Here is a 26,382-nt window from a genome sequence, read left to right on the forward strand (position 1 = left end):
TAGAACAGGTTTAATAACATTTAAATAAATAAGAAATTAAGACACAAATAGTTAAATATAGTTTAGAATTTGAGTTTTTTCACGGAAAAGCTTGTGAAACTCATAGATTCTTTCTATATTTGCACGTGTGTTTTTCATAGTATTAGATTTAAGGTTAACAAGGTTGGGCCACGGCGGTGGCCCTTTTTTGTGTCCGAAAGTCTGGAAGAAAGTCAGAATTTCAGCATAAAAAAGCACATCATTTTCCTCTTGTTATAGGAAGAAAATGATGTGCTTTCTTTTGTTTTCAGCAATTATGCCTTATCTTTTTCTCTTGAACTTGTGATAAAGTTTCCATGCAAGTAGAGCACCATCAAAGGCTCCAGCTCCGATTTTCATCATGCTGCTGAAACGCTTGCTGGCGCTCGCATTCTTGGATAGCGCTTCGGGCTTGGTGAAAAGCGATTTCCACAAAGCCTTGATCTTGGCATCGTCAGCCTGTATATCCTTGCGTAGTAATTCCTTGCGTAGACGAATTTCGTTCAGCGAGTTATATTCTATGATTTCATCTTGTTCTATCATCTCTTTGAATATTTGGAATGAATGAAAAAATTTCGCCTTGAGGGCTGAGCTCTTTCAGGTGAATGAAAAAAGTTATTGCATCAGAATGCTGGCAAGAAACTTGACGAGCGGTCTCTCTATCCATTGGTGGCGGAAGATGATGAATAGTATTAATATAAATAGGTATACACCCGCCACTACGCAGAAGGCTAGGGCTGTGCTTCCTATCAGGCCTGCCAATCCGTAAGCCGCAGCAAAGGAAAGGTAGATGATGGCGATGAGGAAGAGCCCCAGGAGCACCACTGTCATGGTGATGGCAGTGAGCAGCCTTACCACTTTATCCACAACATCGAGCTTCATGTACTCTGACTGAAGCCCGATGTAATGTTTGAGCACCTCTACGAGCTGCCCGATGGTTTCTACGTTTTTATCGTTAGAGAACATCTTGAGATATTTATTTTATACCTCTTTAATTATACCTCAGGAGCAGCTTCCTTGATATCGTCTACCAGGTCGTCTACGTCTTTGCGGCTCAACTTGATGTCGTGCTTCTTGCAAAAATCATCTACTGCGCCAGCAATCTTGCTGCGTGTATCTTCTCCCTTTTCTGGAGCAAAAATCAAACCGAGTGCTGTACCGGCGATTGCACCGCCGAGGAATGCACCAATGTAACCTAATGCCTTCATAATTCTTAAGTTTTAAACGTTATACGATTTTATACCTATAAAGTTGAAGCAAATGATGGATAGGAAAGTGAACTTTCCATTCTCTTTTGCTGCTTTACAAATGCAAATATACTAATTTTTCTCCAAAAACCGCGTGAATTTGTCTTAATTTTTATTTAAATATGCTGTATTAACAAACTTTATGCGGTTTCCATGCTCATATTTGCCAAATATTTTGTATTTTCGCAGTGCAATTTCGTTGGAATCGATTACAAGATGGGGCGTATTGCGTCATAAGAATAAGCAATTAATTAAGAATTTATCAATAAAAACATTTTCAAAATTATGAAGAAATTATCAGTTTTGTGCGCAGGTATGTGCGCAGTTTTGGCATTGGCTAGTTGTGGTACTTCTAAGGAAAGTGCCTATAAGAAGGCTTTCGAGAAGGCTCAGCAGCAGGAGCAGGCTCCAGTTGCTCAGGAACCAGTTGTTACTCCTTTGGAGACAACTACTCCTTCTGAGTCAACAAATACAGAGGTTGATAACGCTACTGTTCGTCAGGAGAATGTTGACCTCATTATGGGTTCAGGTCTCTCTAACTACAGCGTAGTAGTAGGCTCTTTCTCTCTCAAGGCTAACGCAGAGGGTTTGGCTAATACATTGAAGAGCGCAGGTTATGAGGCTCAGATTGTATTCAACAGCGCACGTAACATGTATCGTGTTGTAGCTTCTACATTCGCAGATAAGTCTGGTGCTGTAAAGAGCCGTAATCAGCTCCGTGCTGGCAAGTATCCTGATGCTTGGTTGCTTCTCAAGAAGTAATCCCAGCTTCTGATATTAAAGATAAAGACTAGGATTTTTCGTAGATTCATGCGAATTTTATCTATAGACTACGGTAAGAAACGTACCGGTATCGCTGTGACCGACCCATTGCAGATTATTGCCAATGGGTTGGTCACTGTTGCTACACCCGAACTCTTCGCCTTTGTGGAACAGTATATCCAAAAGGAGCAGGTGGAGCGTATTATCATCGGAAAGCCAACCCAGCCCAACGGGCAGCCTAGCGAGAACCTGGCGCGAGTGGAGAACTTCTTCAATCGCTGGCGCAAGGCTCATCCTGAGGTTCCTATCGAATATTATGATGAGCGTTTTACATCGGTACTGGCTCATCGTGCCATGATAGAGGGTGGGGTGAAGAAGAAAACTAGAAGAGAAAACAAAGGATTGGTGGACGAGATCAGCGCCACCATTATTTTACAAGATTATTTAGAGTCAAGAAGATGATTTTACCTATTTATATATATGGTCAGCCCGTTTTGAGAAAAGTGGCTGAAGATATTACTCCCGATTATCCTGAATTGAAGGAACTGATTAACAATATGTATGAGACGCTTGATTCCAGCAATGGTATCGGACTGGCTGCACCTCAGATTGGTCTGGCTATCCGTCTGGTGGTCATCGACCTCGATGTATTGAGCGAAGATCTTCCTGAATATAAGGGATTCCGTCATGTTTTTATTAATCCTCATATCCTGGAGTATGATGAGGAGGCTGAGAAGGATTCTTCTGATGAAGGATGTCTTTCCATTCCTGGCATCAATGAGAAGGTGGTTCGTCCTACCCGCATCCACGTGAAGTATCAGGATGAGAATTTCCAGGAGCACGATGAGTGGGTTGAGGGATATCTGGCTCGCGTGATGCAGCATGAGTTCGACCATCTGGAGGGCACCATGTTCGTGGATCGTGTTTCTCCTCTTCGTAAGAACATGATAGCTGGCAAGCTCAAGAATATCATCAAGGGCAAGTTCCGCTGCAGCTATCGTACTAAGATTCGTCGATGAAAAAGTTTATTTTCACTTTTGTGCTGGTGCTGACGGCTTTGTCGGCATCAGCGCAATATAGAGTTGACCGCCTGATTACGGCGGGCAGAAGTGCTCTCTATTATGAGGACTTCGTTCTTTCCATTAAGTATTTTAACCTTGCTATCGGTGCCAAGCCTTATCTCTATGAGCCTTGGTATTACCGCAGTGTGGCCAAGTTTAATCTCGATGATTATGTAGGTGCTGAGAGTGATGCTTCTGAGGCATTGAATCTGAATCCTTACATCAACGATATCTACGACTTGCGTGCCATCTGCCGTATCCGTCAGAACCGTTTCCAGGATGCCATCAGTGATTACAATTCTGCCATCCGCATAGAACCTCGTAACCGTAATTATTGGTTCAACAGGGCGCTCTGCCAGATGGAGAGCAAGAATTATGATGTGGCGCAGTCGGAATTGGATTCGGTGATTGCCAAATGGAAGGATTTTGCGAATGCCTATACCCTCAAGGCTGAGGTGTATCTGAAGCAGAAGGATACCCTACAGGCAGAGAGATGGATAGACAAGAGCCTGGAAATCAATCCTTATGACGGTGATGCCTGGACCACACGTGCCTATATGGCGCTTGCTAGAAAGGAGTGGAAGGTCGCGGATGAGGCTTTGACCAAGTCGCTGCATTTCAAGCCTAACAATGTGAACAGTTATATCAACCGTGCCCTGGCTCGTATCAACATCAACAATTTACGTGGAGCTATGAGCGATTACGATAATGCGCTCGATTTGGATCCTAACAACTTCCTGGCTCATTACAACCGAGGTCTGATGCGTGTGCAGTTGGGTGATGACAACCGTGCCATCCTCGACTTCGACTTTGTCATCAAGATGGAACCAAAGAACTTCATGGCTATTTTCAACCGTGCGCTTCTGCATGACAAGACGGGTAATCTGAAGGCGGCTATCCGTGATTATTCTACGGTCATCGACCAGTTTCCTAACTTCTGGACGGGTCTTTCCTATCGTGCCAGCTGTTACCGAAGGTTGGGTATGACAGCAAAGGCCGAGATGGATGAATTCCGTATTTTCAAGGCGCAGATGAACAAGCATCTGGGTATTCAGCCTAGATGGAGCGCGAAGACCAGGAAGGAGGTGCGCAAGCGTTCTGAGGTAGATCCGGATAAGTTTGCTTCTATCGTTGTTGAGGATGAACCTAAGTATGAGCACAATTACAAGAGCGAGTATCGTGGATGCATCCAGAACCGTCAGGTGGAGACTTCCTATCTGCCTATGTATCAGCTCTCTTACTTCCCTAATGTGCAGAATCTGAACGGTGTTCAGGCGTTTGACAAGGAAGTGGAACAGCTCAATATGCACCTGGCTCAGGCTAAGCAGAGTGGCGGTGCTTCCGGCAAGCAGAATGCTGCTCAGTCTAAGGCTTCTACCAATAAGGTTTATATCGTATGTACCAAGGAGCAGCTGGATGAGAACAGCTCGTTGATGATCTTCTCTTTGATTGATAAGCTGTCGGCTGAGCTGAGTGTGGCTAAGGATATCGAGCAGAAGAAGAGTCTGCTGATGCGCAGGGCCATCGCTCACAGTGTTCTCCGTGATTTCGAGGCAGCCATCAGCGATTTCACCTATTATCTCTCTCTGGATGAAAAGAGTTCGTTGGCTTACTGGCAACGTGCTGTCTGTCAGGCTGAGATGGATGAGTTTAACCGTGCTGAGGGCAAGGGTATTACGAATATCCATTCTGCCGAGGCTGATTTCAGCGATGCTATCCGTCTGAACAGCAATAATGCCTACATCTATTATAATAGGGGTAATGTGCATGCTGGCAGAAACGAGTTGTCTAAGGCCATCGATGATTACAGCATTGCCATCAGGATAGATTCGCGTCTGGCTGAGGCATATTACAACCGTGGTCTGGCTCGTATCAAAAGTGGAAACAAGCAGGCTGGTATCCAGGACTTGTCGAAGGCTGGAGAGCTGGGCTTGTATGATGCTTATTCTGTGATTAAGCGAATCAATAAGGCAAAATAACAATCGCGCAGATGGGATATTTTCAAGTCCCACAGATTTCAACAGATTTTTTTCTGTGTCTGTCTATTATAAAGAAAAGGTTCAATTCCAAACCAATGGAATTGAACCTTTTCTTTAATAGATAAATATCTCTTGATTCCTGATATCTGTGTAAATCTGTGAAATCTGCGGGACTTGAAAATATGTCCATCTGCAGGACTAAGCTATCCATCTGCGGGATTATATTCTCATTACCTGCTTTACGCCTTTTACGGCAGCCAGCTTCTTGATGAGTGCATCCGTCTTGGTTGCATCATCTATCATCACCGTCACGTTGCCCGAGAACAGGCCGTCCTTGGATGAGATGTTGATGCCTCTCATCACGAGTTTATCCTCTTTGGAGATGATATTCGTAATGTTGCTCACGATACCGATATCGTCGTTTCCGATGATTCTCAGGGTGATGGCATACTTTGATGTTCCCTTGCCGCTCCATTTTGCCTTGACGATGCGATAGCCGAAGCGGCGACGGAGTTCCTTGGCGTTAGGGCAGTCTATGCGGTGAACCTTGATACCCTTGCTGATGGTGACGAAGCCGAAGATTGGATCTCCGTAGATAGGATGGCAGCAGTGAGCCAGCTCAAAATCGATACCCTTCAGATGCTCGTCGATAACCAGCACGTCATCGCTCTGCTTCAGGAGTTCCTCGGTTGGATTCTCGAAGGCGAAGTTCTCTGCACTTTCGGCTGGTTTGGTGACATTGGTAGGGTTCAGGTCGTGATCGCGTTCCTCTACATATTTGTCGATGACGGTGTTTACGTCGAGTTTCTCTTCCGCTACATCCTTGTAGAAATCGGAGTTCTCCTTGTATCCCATCTTCTTGATGATGCGTGCCATGGTGCTCTCGTCAATCTCCATCTTGCGGTTCTTGAATCTTCTCTCCAGGAGTTCCTTGGCATAGAGTCCGTCCTTCTTCTGGGTTTCCTTTAGGGCGAGTCGGATCTTTGCTTTTGCCTTGGAAGTCTGCACGATGTTGAGCCATTCCCTGCGTGGTTTCTGGTTGCTCTGGGTCAGGATTTCCACCTGGTCGCCCGAGTGCAGTTCCTGTCGGAAGGTTACCGCCCTGCCGTTGATCTTTCCGCCCACGCAGGTGTTGCCGATGCGAGAGTGGATGTAGTAGGCAAAGTCGAGTACCGTGGCACCCTTAGGGAAGTTCAGCAGGTCGCCCTTAGGGGTGAATACGTATACCTCGTCTTCCTTCAGGTCGGTGGTAAACTGGTCCATCAGCTGCAGGTCGTCGTTGCTTTCCAGTGCGGCACGGATGTTGGCTAACCATTCGTCTATGCCGCCTTCTCCCTGCTTGATGCCCTTGTAGCGCCAGTGTGCAGCCAGTCCGTGCTCGGCGATATCGTCCATTCTTTCGGTTCTTATCTGGACTTCTACCCATTTCTTCTCCGGTCCCAGTACGGTGGTGTGCAGACTCTCATATCCGTTGCTCTTAGGCACGCTGAGCCAGTCGCGCATACGCTTCGGGTTCGGCTGATACATATCTGTGATCAGGGCGAATGTCTGCCAGCACTGCATGTATTCCTTCTCTCTAGGCGCATCGATGATGATGCGGATGGCAAAGAGGTCATATACACCCTCGAAGGCGCACTTCTGCTTCTTCATCTTCTGCCAGATGGAGTGGATACTCTTGGTTCTTCCCTTCATGTGATATTTCAGTCCGGCAGCATCGAGTTTCTCCTTGATAGGCTGGATGAAGCGGGCGATATAGGCATCGCGCGAAGCCTTGGTAGCGTTCAACTTGTCCTTTATCATATAGTAGGCATCGTGCTCGAGATACTTCAGACTCAGGTCTTCCAGCTCGCTCTTCAGCTTGTAGAGACCCAGCTTGTGGGCGAGTGGGGCATAGAGGTAGCTGGCTTCCTCGCTCACCTCGTGCTTTGCCTCCTTCTGTTCGGTATCACGGATCTGTCGCATCACGTTCACGCGGTCGGCAATCATGATGAGGATTACGCGCATATCTTCTGAGAAGGAGATGAGCAGGTTGCGGAAGTTCTCGCTCTCGATGATCGGGTTGCGCTTGTAGAGGTCGTGGATGCGGAGCAGTCCGCTGATGATATGCGCCACGCTGTCGCCGTATTTCTTCTGGATGTCTTCGATGGTCTGATAGCCGTCGATGACGCTGGTCTGCATCAGGATAGCGATGACGCCGTCTCGCTTCAGACCTATTTCGTTCACTGCGATTTCTGCTGTCTGCAGGGCAGCGAGTATAGGGTTCATGCCGAAGACGTTGCGCTTGATCTGGTGGTTGATGAAGGCATGCTGTATGTCTTCACGCAGATGCTGCTCATCGCCCGGCTTGAATGTATCGCCTACGGCGGTTCTCAGGCGCTCCAGTATCTGGAGTGTCTGTTCTTTTTCTTCGGATGTGAATTTAAAAGTTGTTTCGTTCATAGTCGTTCCCTCCCGTTGATTATATTTATTGAGTTGTTATAACTCGTCTATCCATTTCTGGCCTGATTTTGTGTTAAGCCAGATGGCGAAGCTGGCACCTATAACTGTCATGATAAACATGAATAATGTCATTAGTTCCATATCATTTAATATTTGAATCGTTATACTTCATTACTCTATTCGCACTATAGGCAAAGATGAATGCCGATACAATGCCTAATACTAGGAATAGGCAATTGAAAAGTCCAATGCTGTTGCCTGTTATTAATGGCGAAAAACCGCCAATTCCTGTCCCGCTTAGGAGAAGGTTTGATACTCCGTACAGATACGTTGATAGCAACGTTCTTCGGTCGTGCTCTTTTGATAATTTACTAACCATGTTGCAATATTCCATTTTAAATTTGACAAACAATGGCGTTTCGGCGTTAAAAACCGCGTACTTCGTTAAATTTTCATTGCAAAGGTACAAAAAAATGTGGAAATATTTCTGATTATCAGAAAAAACTATTATCTTTGTAGCACATATAGTGTAAATTTAACATAAATATGGTATTATGAATCAGCAAGATCTAAACCAAATCGCTGCTCGCGGCATCTCCGAGCAGCAGATTGAACACCAGTTGGAACAAATCAAGAATGGCTTCCCATTCCTCAAGCTCGAGGGTGCGGCTGCCATCGGTAAGGGAATCATGGCTCCTACAGCCCAGGAAGTGGAAAACTTCGAGAAGGCTTGGAACGACTATAAGGCTGAGGGTCACAAGATTGTGAAGTTCGTGCCTGCATCAGGTGCTGCTAGTCGTATGTTCAAGAACATGTTCGCTTTCCTTGATGCTCCATACGATGTTCCTACTACTGACTTTGAAAAACAATTCTTCGAGAATATCAAGAAGTTTGCTTTCCGCAAGGCGCTCTGCGACAAGTGCCACGTCAACAACGAGAAGGGCATCATGTGCCTCATCAAGAAGGGCGATTACAAGGCTATCGTGGCTAATCTCCTCAAGCCAGAGGGATTGAACTACGGACAGTTGCCTAAGGGATTGCTTCAGTTCCACGAGTATGAGGACGAGGTTCGCACTCCGATGGAGGAGCACCTGGTTGAGGCTGCACTCTATGCAAGCAGCAACGGAGAGGCAAACGTTCATTTCACTGTTTCTCACGACCACCTGGAACTCTTCAAGCAGATGGTAGCTGAGAAGGCTGAAAAGTATGCACAGCGCTACGGCATCAAGTATAATATCTCATTCTCAGAGCAGAAGCCTAGCACCGATACCATCGCTGCTAATCCTGATAATACTCCATTCCGCAACGAGGATGGATCATTGCTGTTCCGTCCGGGCGGTCATGGTGCGCTCATCGAGAACCTCAATGAGATTGATGCTGATGTAGTATTCATCAAGAATATTGACAACGTGGTTCCTGATCGTCTGAAGGGTGAGACTGTTACCTGGAAGCAGGTGATTGCTGGTGTATTGGTTACTCTCCAGAAGCAGGCTTTCAATTATCTGAAGGTATTGGATTCCGGTCATTACAACCACGAGAAGCTGGAGGAGATCATCCGCTTCGTTCAGCGTGATCTCTGCTGCCGTAAGTCTGATATCAAGGAGTTGGAGGATGCTGAGCTGGTTATCTATCTGCGCAAGAAGTTGAACCGTCCTATGCGTGTCTGTGGTGTTGTTAAGAACGTAGGCGAGCCTGGTGGTGGTCCATTCCTTACCTACAACCAGGATGGTACTGTAAGTCTTCAGATTCTGGAGAGCTCACAGATCGACAAGAACAACGAGGAGTATATGAAGATGTTTACCGAGGGTACACATTTCAACCCGGTAGATCTCGTCTGCGCTACCAAGGATTACCAGGGCAATGCCTTCGATCTTCCTAAGTTCGTAGATCCATCTACCGGTTTCATCTCCAGCAAGAGCAAGAATGGTAAGGACCTGAAGGCTTTGGAGTTGCCTGGTCTCTGGAATGGTGCTATGAGCGACTGGAATACTGTATTCGTAGAGGTTCCTCTGGGCACATTCAACCCAGTGAAGACCGTCAACGATCTGCTCCGCGACCAGCATCAGGCTGTAGAGGGTGGCATCAAGCACGAACATCATCACAAGCACGGTGAGGGTGGCTGCTGCGGCAAGCATTAACCCATGGATTGAAATTTTTTATTCCCACGGATTGAATATTTTTAGTCCCACAGATTTCACAGATTTACACAGATTTTTTCTCGAACTGCAGAAATTAAATCTGTGTAAATCTGTGAAATCTGTGGGACTTTATATTTTACCTGTGGGACTAAAATATTCAATCTGTGGGCCTTTAAAATATTATCTCTGTGGGAAAATAAAGGCTCAACCCCGAATTGACTGGGATTGAGCCTTCATCTTTTTTGAGTTTAAATTGTCTAGAAATCTCAGAGGTATTGTCATCTATCTGCGAGAGAACGAGTTCTGCAAGGGATAGACTTTAATAAAACCTTCGAGCTTTCTTTTCATTCTTTGGGAAAGAATACTAGTTATACCAAATTTCGCCACCTAAGATAGTTGGATACTCTTCTGAAGTTGTTCTTTCTACTGGAGCTGTAATCTCTACAAACTCACCATACTTTTTCACTTTGTTGATCTGCATAATGAATAGGTTTTGTTGATTAAATTATTTTATCTATTTAGCTCAATGCGTATAACATTTCGCTACTTTTTCAATATAGGTCACTTAGACTTTCATCTTTTCACACTGCAAAGGTATATAAAATATCAATGCAAAGCAAGGATGTGTTGACTAATTTGCTCTAATTTAATCTTTTTTAAGCCTATTCTGCATATTTTCTGCATATATCTAGACAACAGCATCTTAGCTGTCTTATAGCAGCGTGATTTCGCCGGCAAGCGACTTCTGCAGCATCTCCCTTACCTTCAGGTTGTCCTCGTATCTGCCCTGCAGATACATCAGTTTCGTAACCATCGCCTCTACGGTTGAGTCGTGGCCGCTGATCACGTGGGCTGTCTTCAGCTGAAATCCGGCACCGTATCGTTCCATCTCCACGCTACCCGTCAGGCACTGGCTGATGTTCACGATGTTCACGCCTCTGTGGGCTGCCTCGTCCAGCAGTCGCATGATCCAAGGGGCATGAGGAGCATTGCCCGAACCGAAGGTACGCATCACGATACCTCTGAGGTCTGGCGATTCCATCACGTGGCGCACGATATTGTCCTGGATGCCTGGGAAGAGACTGAAGACTATCACGTTCGGGTCTAGCTTCAGATGGGGAACCATCGGCTTGCTGTAGTCTGGAGTCAGAATGTGGTGCTGATGATACTGGAAGTTGATGCCCACATCGCAGAGGTGAGGGTAGTTGAACGATTCGAAGGCGTGGAAACCCTCGGCATTGATCTTGATGGCACGGTTGCCGCGCAGCAGCTTTCCGTTGAAGAAGATACATACCTCAGGCACCATCGGATGGCCGTTCTCGTCCTTTGCCGATGCTATCTCGATGGCAGTCATCAGGTTCTCCTTGCCGTCTGTGCGCAGTTCACCGATAGGCAACTGGCTACCGGTCAGAATCACCGGTTTGGTAAGATTCTCGAGCATGAAACTGAGCGCTGAAGAGGTATACGCCATGGTATCGGTACCGTGGAGGATGACGAATCCGTCGTAGTCGTTATAGCTGTTGGATATGATGCTTACGATTTCCGCCCATCTCATCGGATCCATGTCGCTGGAGTCGATAGGCGGTTCGAATTTCCTGACGTCGATTTCAGCCTGGATGAGTTGGAATTCGGGCATGGATGAAACGAGGTGGTTGAAGTCGAGTGGCTCCAGAACGCCTGTTACAGGGTCTTTTCCCATGCCGATGGTACCTCCTGTATAGATAATGAGGATCTTTGGTGTTGCCATTTTTCTTAATTGATATTTACATTTTGTCACTAAATCGGTTGCAAATATAGTGAAAACTTTCGATATATCAAAGGAAATGCCCGGAAAATATCTACCATTTTTACATTATGTTATGATTCGTAAGGAAACCAGACTGTTGGCGGAGGATATGTAAATGCCTATATATAATATAAGGTATAAGGGGAAAATGCCGATAATCCTGCATCTTTTGAAATAAAATACATTTTTTATACGAAAATATTCGCTCGTTACAAAAAGAAATAGTACTTTTGCAAGCGATTTAATAAAAATACTAAGTTGTTATGGTAAAAATCACATTCCCAGACGGATCTGTTCGTGAGTATGAACAGGGCGTAACTGGCTTACAAATCGCCGAGAGTATCTCACCGGCTCTCGCTCGCAACGTTGTATCTTGCGGTGTAAATGGTGAGACAGTAGAGTTGAACCGTCCTATCAATGAGGATGCTAATGTAGAACTCTACAAGTTTGAGGATGAGCAGGGTAAGCACACATTCTGGCATACATCTGCACACTTGTTGGCTGAGGCTCTCCAGGAGCTTTATCCAGGCATTCAGTTCGGTTTCGGTCCAGCCGTAGAGAGTGGTTTCTTCTACGATGTGATGCCAGCCGAGGGTCAGGTGATCTCAGAGAATGATTTCGCCAAGATTGAGGCTAAGATGATGGAACTTGCCAAGAAGAACGAGCCTGTGGTTCGCAAGGAGGTGGCTAAGGCTGATGCACTCGCTGAGTTCAAGGCTGATGGTCAGACCTACAAATGCGAGCACATTGAGCAGGACTTGGAGGATGGTACCATCACCACATATACCCAGGGCAATTTCACCGACCTTTGCCGTGGTCCTCACTTGATGAACACTGGCCTTATCAAGGCAGTGAAGATTACAAGTGTGGCTGGTGCATTCTGGCGCGGTGATGCCAAGCGCGAGCAGATGACCCGTATCTACGGTATCAGTTTCCCTAAGAAGAAGATGCTCGATGAGTATCTCGTTGTTCTCGAAGAGGCTAAGAAGCGCGACCACCGTAAGATTGGTAAGGAGATGGAACTCTTCATGTTCTCAGAGCGTGTAGGTAAGGGTCTTCCTATCTGGTTGCCAAAGGGTACACAGCTCCGTCTCCGCTTGCAGGAGTTGCTTCGTTCGCTCCTGAAGCCTTATAACTATCAGGAGGTTATCTGTCCAGGTATCGGTGGTAAGAGTCTCTATGTAACATCTGGTCACTATGCTCACTATGGCAAGGATGCATTCCAGCCTATCCAGACACCTGAGGAGGATGAGGAGTATATGCTCAAGCCAATGAACTGTCCTCACCACTGCGAGATCTACGCTCGTAAGCCTCGTTCTTACAAGGATCTTCCTTTGCGTATTGCAGAGTTCGGTACTGTATTCCGTTATGAGAAGAGCGGTGAGCTCCATGGTTTGACTCGTGTTCGTACATTTACTCAGGATGATGCTCACATCTTCGTTCGTTCAGATCAGGTGAAGTCTGAGTTCGAGAATGTAATCGACGTGATTCTGAAGGTATTCAAGATCTTCGGTTTCGAGAACTACGAGGCACAGATTTCTCTCCATGATCCTAAGGATACCGAGAAGTACATCGGTTCTGAGGAGATTTGGGCAGAGAGCGAGAACGCTATCCGCGAGGCTTGTAAGGAGAAGGGCCTTGAGACTCGTGAGGAGGTTGGTGAGGCTGCCTTCTATGGTCCTAAGCTCGACTTCATGGTAAAGGATGCCATCGGCCGTCGCTGGCAGTTGGGTACTATCCAGGTGGATTACAACTTGCCTGAGCGCTTCAAGCTGGAATATACAGCCGAGGATAACTCAAAGAAGACTCCTGTGATGATTCACCGTGCACCATTCGGTTCATTGGAGCGTTTCACAGCCGTTCTCATCGAGCACACAGCCGGTCACTTCCCATTGTGGTTGACTCCAGACCAGGTTGCTATTCTCCCTATCTCAGAGAAGTTCAACGACTATGCTCAGAAGGTACGTCAGTATCTTGACAAGCAGGGTGTTCGTGCTTTGGTTGATGATCGTAACGAGAAGATTGGCCGCAAGATTCGTGACAACGAGTTGAAGCGAGTACCTTACATGGTCATCGTAGGTGAGAAGGAGAGTGCCGAGGGCCTCGTTTCTATGCGTAAGCAGGGTGGTGGCGAGCAGGCTACCATGAGCATGGAAGAGTTTGCTCAGCGCATCAACGCCGAGGTTGCAGAGCAGCTGAAGGCAGCTGAGGAGTAATCCCACAGATTGATATATTCGAATCTCCCACAGATTTCACAGATTTACACAGATTTTTTGTTCTGCAGAATATCTGTAAAGATTGTGACGTCTGTGGGAGATTTTTTTATGGAGGATTTTAAAATCGTTTGGTTATGACAGAAAATGAGATATCTTATAAGGTCATTGGAGCCATTTATAAGGTTTATAATGAATTGGGACCAGGTTTGCTTGAGTCGGTTTATGAAGCAGCTCTGTGCTATCAGTTGCGTAAAGATGGACTTAGGGTTGAGAGTCAGGTTAAGTTGGATGTCATGTATGACGGTAAGGTTTTGCCTGTTGATTTCCGTCTGGATATTCTTGTTGAAGATAAAGTCATAATCGAACTGAAGTCTGTGGCAGAAATGAAAGATGTCTTTCATAAGCAATTGCTTACGTATTTGCGTGTGGCGAAGAAGCATCTTGGAATATTGGTCAATTTTACCACCACCGATATACGAAGTTCTATCTTCCGTAAAGTCAATGGATATACTTCCGTTGATTGATCTTCTTTAGTCCCGCAGATTGTTTCTTTTAGTCCCGCAGATTGTTTTCTTTTAGTCCCACAGATTGTTTTCTTTTAGTCCCACAGATTTCACAGATTAACACAGATTATTGAAGCAAAGAATTAAATCTGTGTAAATCTGTGAAATCTGTGGGACTTAAGAAAATATTGAATCAGTGAAATCTGTGTTAATCTGTGAAATCTGTGGGACAAAAGACGAAAACTGCGTGATTTTTAATAAAATATGAGGTTAAAACTGAAAAATCTGCGTGAAATCCTTGGTGGTTTCATGAAAAAATCGTAACTTTGCAGCCGTTTAATCAAAAAGACAAAAAAGAATATATCGAATAGTTAATGAAAAATGACAAAATGAAAAATCAGTACCGCGTAAACGAACAGATACGCGTACGTGAAGTGAGAATAGTAAGTGATGGCGGAGCGGAAGTGATGCCAACACGTAAAGCGTTAGAGTTAGCACAGCAGCAGGATCTTGATCTTGTTGAAATCTCTCCTAATGCACAGCCACCAGTTTGCCGTATTGTTGACTATTCAAAGTTCCTTTACCAGCAGAAGAAGCATGCTAAGGAAATGAAGCAAAAGCAGGTGAAGGTGGAGACCAAGGAAATCCGATTCGGACCTCAGACCGATGAGCACGACTATCAGTTCAAGCTCAAGCACGCTATCGAGTTCCTCAGCGAGGGCAACAAAGTTCGTGCCTACGTGTTCTTCCGTGGTCGTTCTATTCTCTTCAAGGAGCAGGGTGAGGTTCTCCTCCTCCGTTTCGCCAGTGATTTGGAGGAATACGGTAAGGTAGAGCAGATGCCTAAGCTCGAGGGTAAGAAGATGTTCCTCTACATGAGTCCTAAGAAGGCTGGTACTGCCAAGAAGAGCCAGCAGAAGTTGGACCGTGAGAAGCGAGAGGCTGAAGCTAAGGCTGCTGCTGATGCAGAGCGTGAGGCTAATGCCGAGAAGAATGGCTTGCTCAATGCCAAGGGCGGTGAAGCCCTCAAGAAGCTCGCAGAAGAGGCTGAATAATTAGAAAAAAAAGATGCGTAACGCCCTGGTATATGCGTTGCCATCGCTATAATAAATAACAATTTAAATTAAAAGTAAAAATGCCAAAAGTAAAGACTAATTCCGGCGCAAAGAAGAGATTCCGTTTCACCGGTACAGGTAAGATTAAGCGTCATCACGCTTTTCACAGTCACATCTTGACTAAGAAGACAAAGAAGCAGAAGAGAAATCTCCTTGGTGAGACTCTCGTAGACCGTTCAAACTTGAAGCAGGTTCGCGACTTGCTCTGCCTCCGTTAATTATTAACTTTTTAGTCGAACTTTTAAAGAAAAAAAATTATGCCAAGATCAGTAAATCACGTTGCATCAAAAGCAAAAAGAACAAGAATCTTGAAGCTCACTAAGGGTTACTATGGAGCTCGCAAGAATGTATGGACAGTAGCTAAGAACACTTGGGAGAAGGGTCTTACCTACGCTTATCGCGATCGTCGTAACAAGAAGCGCACATTCCGCGCATTGTGGATCCAGCGTATCAACGCTGCTGCTCGCCTCGATGGTATGAGCTACAGCCAGTTGATGGGTGCTCTTCACAAGGCAGGTATCGAGATCAACCGCAAGGTTCTCGCTGACCTCGCTGTTAACAACCCTGAGGCTTTCAAGGCTATCGTTGCAAAGGTGAAGTAAATCCGACGCTAGGCTCTTTTCTTCCGGGTTTTCCCCGTAGGGAGAGTGTTTAGCCTCTAGATTAAAGAAAACTGAAGATTGCATTGGTTGGAAGTATTTCCGCTGATGCAATCTTTTTTTTGTGCCCGTGAAATTGGACGAAAAGTCTTCTCACGCCCTGAAAACAGCTGTTCCAGAAGATGGCAAAGGTGGCTTCACACGCCCTTTCGGGGCGTGTGGGGGGCGTTGATTATGCACGAATAAAAATCCCCAGCTATCCATCAAAAAGATAGCTGGGGATTAGTGCATTATAAGCTTTCTACTTTACTTGATCAATTCAAGACCTGCCTCGAACTTGGTGGTCTTTTCCATGATGGCAGGAAGCTGGTTTACAACTTTCTTCAAAATCAGGAATGCTGCCAAATCATCCTTGTCCATGCCTATAATAGGAATCTTGTTTACCGTGGCATAAAGCATAGAGATGATAGGAGCTACGAAATCCTTGTCAACATAGAAATATACTTTGTTGGCTGCTGGATAAGATACGTGTACTGGAATACCGGTCTTAAACTGCTCCAGCATGCTGGTAACCATAGCCTTCTCTTGAGCATCGTCGATGTCTTCTGTAATCTTGGCTGTGTTCAGGAACAAGGCAATCATATTCTCGTTAACCACCTGGTATGTAGCGTAGTCGTTAGCTACCTTCCAGTCGTCGTCATCAGCCTCTTCCTTGTAAGTAGCAGAAATCTGACCCTTCTCATTGAAGGTTACATCCTGCAAAACGCTTCTGAGCTGGCTGTTGAGCAGCATTGGAACCATTGAGATGGCATTCTTTACTGGATATGGCTCATCAAGCAAGCCTGGGATAGTGATAACTGCATCATCAGAACCTTCCCAGTTTAATACTACTGAACCTGTAGAATTGCCATTTGCATCAAACCCAGCATCCTGTACCTTCCAGGTGCCTTCAATCTTCTCGTTGCGGTTGAAATCATTTTCATTGTTGTCATCATCGCTGCTACAAGCAGTGAAGAAGCCAAGGGTGCAAACCATGGCCATCAAATAAATAAACTTTTTCATTGTCTTCTTTTTTTTGTTAATGAATAATTGTTGTTTTTTATCTTTTTATCTCTCTTTGGCTATATATAATAATGTTCGCGTACATTATTATATAGATAGCTTCAGCAGAATATTATCTGTTACTTCAGCTGATACGTGATGCCGATGCTGCCGTAGATAGGGTACATCGTCTGCTCGATGGTCTCGAAATCTTTCTTAAAGATACCATTTAAGCCCCAGCTCAGATCAGCACAGATGCCCCAACGGTTGTTCAAGCGCCAGTCTATTCCGAAATCTACGCCCACCTGCCAGTTGCGCATGTCATCGCTGAAATCGTAATCACCACGCTCGCCTTCGTCATGCCCCAGCATCACCTTCTGTCCCGTAGGGTCGCCCTTCGGATGACCCTCCTCCTGACGGCGGAGATAACCATCGTATGCCCAACCCTCAAACTTTTTCGAGGTAACATAGCTTACGTATGGACCCAGCTTGAAGCGGAGATTGTCACATACATCGTATGTTGCCTGAATCGGAACGGTGATGAGACTCATGTCCACTTTGGTCACGACATCGCCCGTAAAGATGCCCTGCAGCTCCTCGCCGCCACGAACTATCTTCATGTAGTAATTCTTTACACCCGCATCGGTCTTCATGCCCTTGTTTTCGAAGCGGATTCCACCCACGAAACCCCAGTTTCCGGAGAGTGGGTGATAGGCATCCACGCCCAGACAGAAGTTAGGGCGAAGGGTGTAGCTGTGAAGCGTGCGGATGGTGGCAGGCATACCGATAGGGGCAGTGCCGCCCAGGTTATACGCCACGCGTGCCTGATACTCATAGCCGTGGAGATATTTGTTCCAGGCGCTATTCTTGTCTCCTGCCCATGAAGCGGTGCCGCATGCCAGCAGGAGTGCCATTACTGTTATCTTTTTCATTTTTCTTCTTATTTGCAAATCAGTTTGAAACTATCCACCCAGAGGGTGCTGCCCACGGCTCCCAGGAAGTTGGCGCCATCAGAACTTGATGAGCAGACGATGGTAAGACTGTAGCCGCCATTCTTCAGCTTCACGGGGTCGATGGTCTTGCCGTAGGATTGATAGTCGAAATCTACGCTGAAGTGATGCCATTCCGGCGTGTTTCCGATTGCCACCTTGCCGTTGTCGTCATGGGTTTCGCCTACCAGGGCGTGAGCCACAATCTGCTTGCTGCTCTGTATGTTATCTCCGTAGAGTACTACCTGGTTTCCCTTCTCGTCGATGTTCTCGTAGAGCACGGCGTAGATGGTTCCGTAGTCCTTGCGGTCCAGCTCCTTCATTTCCTTGTCGGTGAATTTCTCTCCAGCCTGATACTTGTACCAGCCTTCCAGCTTGAGGGGTTTGCTGCTGAAACTGAACGGACGGCCGAACTTGGTAGCTTTCATCGCATCGCGCAGGGCATCGGTGGCGTCAAACTGTCCGATAAAGAGATTGCCGGCAGCGATAGGCTTCTTCACCATGTCAGCGAGCTTGCTGGTGCGCTGGGTGGTAAGCTTCACGCCCTTGCCCTGATAGCCGTTTTCTGTCATCACGGTAGGATATTCATCCGGTTTTGCCGAAGGGTTGCTTATCTTGAATCCCGGGTTTCCGGTTGCCCAGATGTCGAGTTCTTCGCCGTTCCAGTTTTCCTTCCAGTTGTAGTATCCCTTGTTGAGGTAGGCATTTTCGAATTCGAATTCAAATTCGTTGCTCATGGCGGTCTGTCCCTTCTTGATGCTCACCTGATAGGTGCGGGTCCATTGCTTGTCTTCTGATGTAACCACGTATGTAACAGGACCTTTGGAGAAATCGTGTACGCTTCCGCTTTCCGGCTGGATGGTGGCTCCAAGAGTGAGTCGGAACTCCGGTGCCTGCCTGCTGAGGATGGCAAACGGACGCATGGTGAACTCTATCTTGTCCTGGTCGCTCTGCACGTTGACGAGGGTATCTGCCGCATTGGCAAACCACAGTTTCAGCAGTGGTCCGGGATGGATATAAGCCTGTTCGATGTCGCATTCGGCATTGAGGGGCTCATCCTTGAAGCAAGATGTCAGCGAGAGGGTGCTGGCAGCAGTGAGAGATGCAATTATAAATTGAGATAAAACCTTTACTTTCATTTTGTTAGAACTTTTACTGTCTATAATCGATATATAAATCCGTTGGCAAAGATACGATGAAAACTTGAAAATGCCAAATATTTTTCGTTTTATTTAACTAGTTAACAGAGAATTTGAATATTTCTGTTCGTTTTTTGGATAAAAGAAGTGCCCTGAAGGCGGGAAAAGCATCTTGTAATCAATGCTTTCCCTCTTCAGGGCTTTAGGATGATTCCCGCTGGAATCCTTCAAGCTTCTCTGGGTGTAGAATTCTTTTTACAATCCTACGTCTCCTGAGTCAGTCTTGCCAGAGTCAGTGTTGCCCGGATCGGTGTTGCCTGGGTCAGTCTTGCCTGGATCGGTGCTGCCTGGGTCAGTCTTGCCTGGGTCGGTGGTCTTGCTGTTGTCGAGACCCGTGTATTCGGTCATCTCCTCAGCCTTCACGTTGCGGAGCATGTTCTTCACGCGCTTGCCCTGTTCCATCTCGGTGGCAGGCAGGAAGATGACGTGCATGCCCTTGATGTTGGCACTGGTGAACTTCTTGGCGCTGTCGGCTGGGGTAGTGGTGAGTCCTACCTTGAAGGAGCCGAATCCGTCGAGCACTACTCGCTTGCCGTCGGCGAGACCGTAGTTGATCTCGGTTTCCAGGGCATTGATTACTGCGATGATGTCTGGCTCGGTCAGGGTGCATCGCTTGCTGATCTTGCCAGCAATCTCCTTGGTGTCAATAACACCGTCTACTACTGCTCGTCCATAGACCTTACCTTCGGTCTTGGAGTTCTTGCGGTTGTTAACTACTTTTCTGTACTTTACGCTCATAGTATTAAAAATTTAAAAGGTTAAAATAAAAATGTGTTTTTCTTTCTTTTTCAGCCCAGGACTTGTCCTTTTTGGCAGCCCTGGGCTGTTTTACTGTTTTCCATATCTGTCGTCGGCTTAGCTCATGCAGTTGGTCAACCCCAGTGAGGTTGCGATGGCAGTGAGGATGGCTGCGGCGATTTTGATGATGGTCTTGATGGTGTCTTTTTTCATAGTATTAGATGATTTGAAATGTTTGTTTATTTCAGGGTCTGATGCCGGTTGGTCCGTCGCATGGTATAGCTTACGTGCAGCCAGCGTTTCTGTGGTTGTCCGCGCGGTTCGAGAATCATCTGGTCGAAGTCGCAGTTCTTCCGGATGAATTCCATGTACTTGAGCAGCACCTCGCTGTTGGTGACGAAGATGTCTGCAGCCTCTCCCAGTTCGTGCTGACTTCCTATAGCTCCTCCCACCTGCAGATTGAGCAGGTGACACCTGTAACCGCTGGTGATGCGGATAGCTCCGAACTGGTTTCTGAGAGGTTCCAGAATCTTCTCGCAGAGCGTGGTGAGTCTCACTACCACGATGATGTCGTGTGGTGTGTTATCAACGCCATGTTTGATGGCCGTGCCCGATTTGGTGAATTCCCCGAGGGCGAAGTGGGGTGAGAGTAGCATCTTCTGCATCTTCTCGTTTTCCTGTTCTGTATATTCCATAACTATGTCAATTAAAATTGTTTATACTTTCGTGTTTTTCTTTCTTTTTATTTCTGATGCAAAGATACAACATTTTTCCGGTTTTTGCAATAGGTAGAGGGTTGCAGCAAGGGTTGTCATCGGGGTTGTTTTGAAAAAGAAAACCGCCTGTGGGCAAATCGGATGTCCACAGACGGTTTTTCTTTATGATATACTATACTTTTTTATTTCTCGCTCTTTACTCGCAAGAACTTATCTACCATCATCAGGTTGCTGAACTTGAATGATGGCTTGCATGCCTTCCTGGTCTTCAACTTGATGGTGAAGAGGTCATGGGTGCCTTCTACCGCAGGCTGTTCACCGATGTTGACGAAGGTAGGGTAGATCAGCTTGCTGCCGTCAGAGTGGAGGCGGTCCTTGGAGATGTTCTCCATCTTGCCCATATCCTTGACGTCGATGCCGATGAACTCGAAGTCGGTGGCATTGTATGGCAAGGCAAAGCTCAGGGCATTGAGAGATACGAGATCCTTGCCCTTCACGGTGAGGGTGATGACGTCGCCTGCCTGGTATGCCTTCTTGTCGGCTACGAGCGAGATGCTGCCTGCAACAGGAGCCACCTGCTTGCTGCTTACACCGCTCTTCAACTGGGTGGCAACCACCGAGATGTCGTAGGCATCAATCAAGCCGTTGCGGTTGATGTCGCCATTGCTTACATAGCCCTCGAAGTCCTTGTCGCCCTTGCGCAGGCCGCAATAGTTGAGATAAGAAGTGAAGTCGTTCTCATCGATGCGGTTATCGTTGTTGATGTCGCCCGGCTTCTTCATCTTGCTGCCTGGGGTCTTGAATACATACAACTCAGTACCTGACGCCTGTCCGCCTTTGGTCTCCTCAACGGTCATCTTCACATACTGTGCCTCTGGCTCACCCTTGAACTTGTATTCCTTTACACCCCCATCCTTGTTCCACTCGAAGGTGCCGTTCTCAGTCCAGTTGCTGCCATCGAAACTTGTTGCGATGCGTCCCTTGTAAATCTGTCCGTGGCTGTCACGCTCTGAGCTTGGCAGATACTGAATCCTGTCGAGCTTGGCGATGCCATGCAGGTTCATCGTCATGTCGAATGGCAATACGCCTTCCTTCTTGTAGTAGTCGGTGTGCCAGTAGTTCTTCTCGTTGAAGTCGAACATCTTGGCTACCTCCAGTCCTTCCCAGTCTGGGGTGGAGTTGGTGGCTGTGATGTCACGGATTGCCTCGTCGAGAGGGTCCTTGATGGTGCGTCCCTTCAGGGTGGTCCACTCTGATGCCCCGTCCTTGTTCACCGCTCTCACCTGTATGTCATACTCGGTTTCTGGTTTCAGATTCTCGATGGTGAATTCAGTGCTGCGGATGGTGGAGTGGAGCATACCGTCAATCTTCACTTCATAATAGTCTGCGTTTGCCTGCTTGTCCCATGCTGCAGTGATGGTGAACGCCTTGTTGGCGCCCTCTGCGTCCTTCAGGCTAGCTTGAGGGGCGTTCAGTGCACCTGCTGATTTGAGCAGGGCATCGCTGTTGTCGAACTGGTAGCCGTCCATGCGAAGCTCGATGGCATTGGCAGTCACGTCGGTTTTTGCCAGATGGATGCATACCATCGGGTTCTTTGTGATGTCCACTTTCTCGAAGTCGCTGCCTTTGGTGGCAAAGCGGTTGAACTGTGGAGCCTTGTCGTAGAACCAGGCGTTCTCTGTGGAGCGGAGAGCCTCCATCGTGCTCACCTCTGTCAGTTTCACAGTCTTTCCACCCATCTTGGCAACCAGCTTCTTAGGAGCCTGGCTCACGTTGATGCGAAGCTCTGTAGACTGGTTCTTCTCCTGTCCGGCAAAGTTGCCCTCGGTCTTGTCGATATTGACGGTGAGGCGGTCTTTAACCAATGAGGAGTGGATGTGGGTTGTGGCGTGCTCACCGATGCGGTAGAGCTCGGTCTTGCCATCATCATCATAGAGACTGTAGTCAGACTCTCCGTATGGATAAAGCTCGAAGATGCGGTTGGTGTTGTCTATCTGCGAAACGTTGTTGTTAGGGTTCACCATCGGAATGATGGCCCCTCTCTTCACGAACACAGGCAGTTTCCAGTAAGGCGCATCAAACTCGTTGATGATTCTTCCGCCCTGGTATACCTTTCCGTTGAAGTAATCCACCCATTCTCCCTCCGGCAGATAGATGCCGTTACGGATGTCGTTGCCCTGCTTGTCCATCCTGGTCTCCTTGTAGATAGGAGCCACGAGGAAGTAAGGACCGCACATAAACTGATATTCCGTAGCCTTGCCCAGGGTGTAAGGGTTCGGGTCGTCGAGGAACATCGCTCTCATCAACGGCTTGCCGGTCACAGCCTCCTGGGCTGCGGTGTAGATGTATGGCATCAGTTCTGACTTCAGCTTGAGGTAAGTTCTGTTGACGGATGCTGATGGTTCGCCGAGGATGAACGGATACTTGGCATTGGAGCCCCAGCCGTCCATGTTGAGTCCCATCGCAGTGAAGGTCTTCCATTCAAACTCACGCATGTTCATGATTGGGTTCTTTCCGCCAAAGATACCGTCCAGGTCGGAGGTGATGTTGGAGAGACCGGAAAGACCTGCGCCGATGAAGGTAGGGATATGGAAACGGATGTATTCCCAGTCGCCACCCGTCTGGTCGCCCGACCAGATGGATGCATATCGCTGTGTGCCTGCCCATCCGTCGAGAGAGATGATGAATGGGCGTGCGTTGTTGCCATAGTAAGGCATGATCTGCGCCACGTCGCTCACGCCGTTGAGTCCGAAGGAGTAGCCGTCGCCCACCCATGCCACGTCGGTCTTGAGCACTCTCACTCCTGCGGTGCCCACCTCTTTCACGATGTCGCGCTGCAACAGTGCCTCGATGCTGTCCTTAGGGTGAAGGTCTGACTGGGTCCAGAGACCAATCTCCACGCCGTGCTTGCGGGCATAGTCGCCAAACTGCTTCAGGTTCTCGATGTTGCCGTCGAGGGTTGCTTCCTGGCCATAACCGGCTCCGTATCCATCGTTAGGCAGGAACCATCCCAAAGGCATGTCGTGGTTCACGTAGCGGTCGATGGCAGCTCGGGCAGAGAACTGATAGTTGTTCTTCTCGCCATTGAGCGACTCCTTGATGCCCGTCTTGTCGCTGGCACTCTCCTTGTAGCTCTTGCCGTCCTCGAAGGTCATGGTGCGACCCTTGTCTGCCTCTTTCCAGTAGTCACGGTTGTAGGCATTGAGGTGTCCCTCGTAGAAACCGAACTTAGGCAGCAGCACCGGGTTGCCCGTCAGCTGATAGTATTCGCCCAGCAGGTCGGTAGGCTTTTCGCCCACCATGAAGAATACGTCGAGGTTCTTCGATTCGTGGGATAGCTTCACGCTGCCCTTCTGGGTGGAACCGAAGTCGTAGAGTCCCGGCTTGAAGGTGTACCACATGAAGCCATAGCCTGCTGTAGACCAGTAGAATGGGGCAGGTGAAGCCACGCCGCCATCCACCCAGTTGTTGGTGTTCACGATTTCAATCTTTTCTCCCTTGTGAGAGAAGCGTCCGTTCTGCACGCCACCGCCGAAGTAGTATTCGCCTGGCTGCTCCTGGAGGGTGAGCGTCACCTTCTCCGGAGTGAAGATGGATGGTGCGCTCTGGGTAGCCACGGTCTTGCCGTTCTCGGCGTTTACAATCTTGAACAGTCCGGTGGTCTTGTTGAAGATAACCTTTGCCTTGCTGCTGGCGAGGGTGATTTCATCGCCCTGCTCAGTAATCTGCAGGCTGCCCACCTTGGTGCGTGGGTTGTCCACCAGGATGTGAGCCTCAGGCTTTGCCTCCGGGTCTCTCATCACGCCACCGTTGTGGTCTTCAAAGATTCTGAAGATGTTTTCGCCGTAGAAGTCAACTGCCACTCTGCGGTGGTTGGCGAAGCAGAGTTCTACGGTTGTTGGGTTGATTCTTAGAATCTGCACGCCGTCTGCCTGCGCAGCCTGTGCTGTGATGGCTGTCGAAGCAGACGGAGTTTCGTTAGTAGCGTTGGCAACCATAGGCAGGCTTACAGCCACTGCCAATGAATTGCCAACGTACATTTTTCTATAGATGTTATTCATTTCGTTTTATTTGAAACAGATGTTTTCTGTTATCCCTTCAGTGGGTTACTTCAGAATCACACCGCTGTTGTCGGTAGGGTTCTGGGTAAGAGTGCCTGGATATGCGTTGATGGCATTCTGAGGGATATAGTATGTTACGCGATAGTCAGATGCCTTCACCTCCTCGTGCTGGTTGTGAGGACCTGGGTAGTCGCGTGTCAGCGAGTGACCGTTGCGGAACACGTCATAGCTGCGCTCTGCCTGGTAGGCAAGTTCCAGCTGGCGCTCCTTGTCAATCAGTTCGAAGGCGTTGTCGGCGTTGAGCTTACCTGCAGGATAACCACCGTTTACGATGGAGCGGTTGCGGATGGTGTTGAGGTCGGTGAGCGCCTTGTCATATTCGCCGAGCTTGGCGTATGCCTCTGCACGGTTGAGGTAAATCTCGCCCAGACGGCTGATGACCGGTGAGTGAAGCTGAGAGTCCTCACCCTCGCGCGAACACTTCACGATGTAGAACTGTGGATACTCACGGTTCACGGTGATGTAGTTGTCGAGCATGCCCTGATACTCTATGCCATTATAGTTGATGGTATAGTACTCGTCGGCGGCACTGACCAGAGTGAGGTCGTAGGAGTTGCCGTTCTTGTCGGTGCAGGATACCTTGTCGCCATTGTGCTTGGTGTCAAACTGGGCATAGTGCTTGTTGCCGTCGCTGCCCACATATACGAAGCGGAACACTTCCTTGTTGTCTTCGGTGTATGTAGGCTCGATGAAGTTGGCACGTGCATCTACAATCTTCTTTGATGCAGGACGCCAGTCGTTGCGGCCCGTCTCGTTGAGCAGGTCGATGTATTTCTCGCTGGCGTACATCTCTCCCCATCCCATGCCACCGATATTGGAATACATACCGCCGATTCCATAGTAGTGGTCATAGCCTGAGTATTCAGAAGCCACACGCTTCACCACGAAGATGTCCTCCGGGTTGTTCTCAGGAACGATGGTGTTGTACATCATGAACTCCTCGCGTGGAAGCAGAGAGTAGTCGCTGTTTTCGATTACCTTGTTGGAATAGTCAACGGCGAGCTGTGCATACTCCCGGTTAGGGTTCTCGTAGGTGCCGCTCATATAGAGATAGATGAGTGAGAGCATCGCCTGGGCTGCTGCCTTTGATGCGTAGGCTGGACCACGGTTCGTGCTGAGCAGCTGCTCTGCCTTCTTCAGGTCGTTGATGGCCTGCTCGTAGGTCTGCTGCACGGTGGCACGGTCGGCGAGCTGCAGGTCGAGGATGTTGTCTGGGGTACCGTTTACGATAGGCACACCCAGGTTCTTCTCCGGTGCCTGGTAGTAAGGACGACCGTAGGCACGGCAGAGGTAGAAATACATCATGCCACGCACGTAGTAGCATTCGCCGAGTGAGTTGTCGATTTCGGTGCTTTGTCCCTCATTTATCATGTTGATGATGTTGGAAGCCTGTGCGATGGCCTTGTAGCCTGAGTCCCAGAAGCTCTGCAGACGATAGTTGTTCGGCGTGCGTGAATAGCTGATGAACTCGAAGAAGGCATCGGTTGAAGAACCACGGATCACCATGTTGTCACCTGCATACTCTCCGCAACGGTGCATAGGGTCAGACCAGCTCTTGAGCTGAGCATACATACCGTTGAGCAAGGCATCGAGGTTGCTTGCAGGATTGTTCTTTATCTGTTCGTCCGACATGCTGTAGGTCGGGAAACGCTCAATGTCGCAAGAACCCAGGAGGGTTGCGCCAAGCATGAGCATCAATATACTTTTATTCATTT

The 26,382-nt window shown here is 47.8% G+C and carries 23 protein-coding genes; 10 read left to right on the forward strand and 13 right to left on the reverse strand.

From position 1 onward, the window contains the following. Positions 1-300 precede the first annotated feature (300 nt). The 3 genes from F7D73_RS07055 to F7D73_RS07065 form a co-directional block, all read right to left on the reverse strand. Positions 301-561: a hypothetical protein gene (locus F7D73_RS07055; protein ID WP_153123423.1), complete on the reverse strand. Its 261-nt coding sequence runs from the start codon at positions 559-561 to the stop codon at positions 301-303. A gap of 72 nt (positions 562-633) precedes the next feature. Beyond that, positions 634-984: a phage holin family protein gene (locus tag F7D73_RS07060; RefSeq protein WP_153123425.1), complete on the reverse strand. Its 351-nt coding sequence runs from the start codon at positions 982-984 to the stop codon at positions 634-636. A gap of 29 nt (positions 985-1,013) precedes the next feature. After that, positions 1,014-1,226, reverse strand: a complete 213-nt coding sequence (locus F7D73_RS07065) for a YtxH domain-containing protein (RefSeq protein ID WP_153123427.1) — start codon at positions 1,224-1,226, stop codon at positions 1,014-1,016. Positions 1,227-1,550: 324 nt separating this feature from the next. Between F7D73_RS07065 and F7D73_RS07070 the strand changes: the two genes are divergently transcribed. From F7D73_RS07070 to F7D73_RS07085, 4 genes are read left to right on the forward strand one after another with little or no spacing between them, the layout of a single operon-like run. Beyond that, complete coding sequence (locus F7D73_RS07070) at positions 1,551-2,027, forward strand: SPOR domain-containing protein (RefSeq protein ID WP_153123429.1); 477 nt, start codon at positions 1,551-1,553, stop codon at positions 2,025-2,027. Positions 2,028-2,075: 48 nt separating this feature from the next. Beyond that, the gene (gene ruvX / locus F7D73_RS07075; protein WP_153123431.1) at positions 2,076-2,489 is read left to right on the forward strand and encodes a Holliday junction resolvase RuvX; all 414 of its coding nucleotides are present in this window, start codon (positions 2,076-2,078) and stop codon (positions 2,487-2,489) included. Then, complete coding sequence (def, locus tag F7D73_RS07080) at positions 2,486-3,046, forward strand: peptide deformylase (RefSeq protein WP_153123433.1); 561 nt, start codon at positions 2,486-2,488, stop codon at positions 3,044-3,046. Before ruvX ends, def begins: the two co-directional genes overlap by 4 nt. Further along, positions 3,043-5,067, forward strand: coding sequence for a tetratricopeptide repeat protein (locus F7D73_RS07085; protein ID WP_153123435.1), 2,025 nt, complete (start codon positions 3,043-3,045; stop codon positions 5,065-5,067). The genes def and F7D73_RS07085 overlap by 4 nt, the downstream gene beginning before the upstream one ends. Positions 5,068-5,286: 219 nt before the next feature. Here the strand turns inward: F7D73_RS07085 and F7D73_RS07090 are convergent, their stop codons facing one another. After that, a complete protein-coding gene (locus tag F7D73_RS07090; RefSeq protein ID WP_153123437.1) occupies positions 5,287-7,506 on the reverse strand; it encodes a RelA/SpoT family protein in 2,220 nt (739 codons plus the stop codon). A 554-nt stretch (positions 7,507-8,060) separates the two neighbouring features. Here F7D73_RS07090 and F7D73_RS07095 point away from each other — a divergent pair. Beyond that, positions 8,061-9,644: a DUF4301 family protein gene (locus F7D73_RS07095; protein WP_153123439.1), complete on the forward strand. Its 1,584-nt coding sequence runs from the start codon at positions 8,061-8,063 to the stop codon at positions 9,642-9,644. 712 nt (positions 9,645-10,356) lie between these two features. Here F7D73_RS07095 and F7D73_RS07100 read toward each other — a convergent pair. Beyond that, positions 10,357-11,391 (reverse strand): asparaginase, encoded by a 1,035-nt coding sequence (locus F7D73_RS07100; protein ID WP_153123441.1) that lies wholly within the window; start codon positions 11,389-11,391, stop codon positions 10,357-10,359. A gap of 302 nt (positions 11,392-11,693) precedes the next feature. Here F7D73_RS07100 and thrS point away from each other — a divergent pair, with 302 nt between their 5' ends. The 5 genes from thrS (at position 11,694) to rplT (ending at position 15,866) form a co-directional block, all read left to right on the forward strand. After that, the gene (thrS, locus tag F7D73_RS07105) at positions 11,694-13,646 is read left to right on the forward strand and encodes a threonine--tRNA ligase (protein WP_153123443.1); all 1,953 of its coding nucleotides are present in this window, start codon (positions 11,694-11,696) and stop codon (positions 13,644-13,646) included. 134 nt (positions 13,647-13,780) lie between these two features. Then, entirely contained in the window at positions 13,781-14,170 is a 390-nt protein-coding gene (locus F7D73_RS07110; protein WP_153123445.1) for a GxxExxY protein, read from the forward strand. A gap of 353 nt (positions 14,171-14,523) precedes the next feature. Then, complete coding sequence (gene infC, locus F7D73_RS07115; protein WP_153123446.1) at positions 14,524-15,204, forward strand: translation initiation factor IF-3; 681 nt, start codon at positions 14,524-14,526, stop codon at positions 15,202-15,204. 80 nt (positions 15,205-15,284) lie between these two features. Next, positions 15,285-15,482, forward strand: coding sequence for a 50S ribosomal protein L35 (gene rpmI / locus F7D73_RS07120; RefSeq protein ID WP_006846865.1), 198 nt, complete (start codon positions 15,285-15,287; stop codon positions 15,480-15,482). 39 nt (positions 15,483-15,521) lie between these two features. Further along, entirely contained in the window at positions 15,522-15,866 is a 345-nt protein-coding gene (gene rplT / locus F7D73_RS07125) for a 50S ribosomal protein L20 (RefSeq protein WP_006846863.1), read from the forward strand. A gap of 303 nt (positions 15,867-16,169) precedes the next feature. Here rplT and F7D73_RS07130 read toward each other — a convergent pair whose 3' ends face one another. The 8 genes from F7D73_RS07130 to F7D73_RS07165 all read right to left on the reverse strand — a co-directional run bounded on the left by F7D73_RS07130 (position 16,170) and on the right by F7D73_RS07165 (position 26,380). Then, positions 16,170-16,925 (reverse strand): hypothetical protein, encoded by a 756-nt coding sequence (locus F7D73_RS07130; RefSeq protein ID WP_153123448.1) that lies wholly within the window; start codon positions 16,923-16,925, stop codon positions 16,170-16,172. A gap of 119 nt (positions 16,926-17,044) precedes the next feature. Next, on the reverse strand, positions 17,045-17,836 hold the full coding sequence (locus F7D73_RS07135) for a porin family protein (RefSeq protein WP_153123450.1): 792 nt from the start codon (positions 17,834-17,836) through the stop codon (positions 17,045-17,047). An 8-nt stretch (positions 17,837-17,844) separates the two neighbouring features. Beyond that, on the reverse strand, positions 17,845-19,032 hold the full coding sequence (locus F7D73_RS07140) for a PCMD domain-containing protein (protein ID WP_153123452.1): 1,188 nt from the start codon (positions 19,030-19,032) through the stop codon (positions 17,845-17,847). A gap of 255 nt (positions 19,033-19,287) precedes the next feature. Further along, on the reverse strand, positions 19,288-19,830 hold the full coding sequence (locus F7D73_RS07145) for an HU family DNA-binding protein (protein WP_153123454.1): 543 nt from the start codon (positions 19,828-19,830) through the stop codon (positions 19,288-19,290). A gap of 117 nt (positions 19,831-19,947) precedes the next feature. Further along, positions 19,948-20,043 carry a smalltalk protein gene (locus F7D73_RS07150; protein ID WP_153123456.1) on the reverse strand — a complete coding sequence of 32 codons (96 nt, stop codon included), beginning with the start codon at positions 20,041-20,043 and terminating at the stop codon, positions 19,948-19,950. A 26-nt stretch (positions 20,044-20,069) separates the two neighbouring features. Next, complete coding sequence (locus F7D73_RS07155) at positions 20,070-20,525, reverse strand: D-Ala-D-Ala carboxypeptidase family metallohydrolase (protein ID WP_228117659.1); 456 nt, start codon at positions 20,523-20,525, stop codon at positions 20,070-20,072. 203 nt (positions 20,526-20,728) lie between these two features. Beyond that, a complete protein-coding gene (locus F7D73_RS07160) occupies positions 20,729-24,607 on the reverse strand; it encodes a TIM-barrel domain-containing protein (protein ID WP_153123459.1) in 3,879 nt (1,292 codons plus the stop codon). 45 nt (positions 24,608-24,652) lie between these two features. Continuing rightward, the gene (locus F7D73_RS07165; protein WP_228117660.1) at positions 24,653-26,380 is read right to left on the reverse strand and encodes a RagB/SusD family nutrient uptake outer membrane protein; all 1,728 of its coding nucleotides are present in this window, start codon (positions 26,378-26,380) and stop codon (positions 24,653-24,655) included. Positions 26,381-26,382 lie beyond the last annotated feature (2 nt).

Source organism: Segatella copri, from assembly GCF_009494395.1.
GTDB lineage: Bacteria > Bacteroidota > Bacteroidia > Bacteroidales > Bacteroidaceae > Prevotella.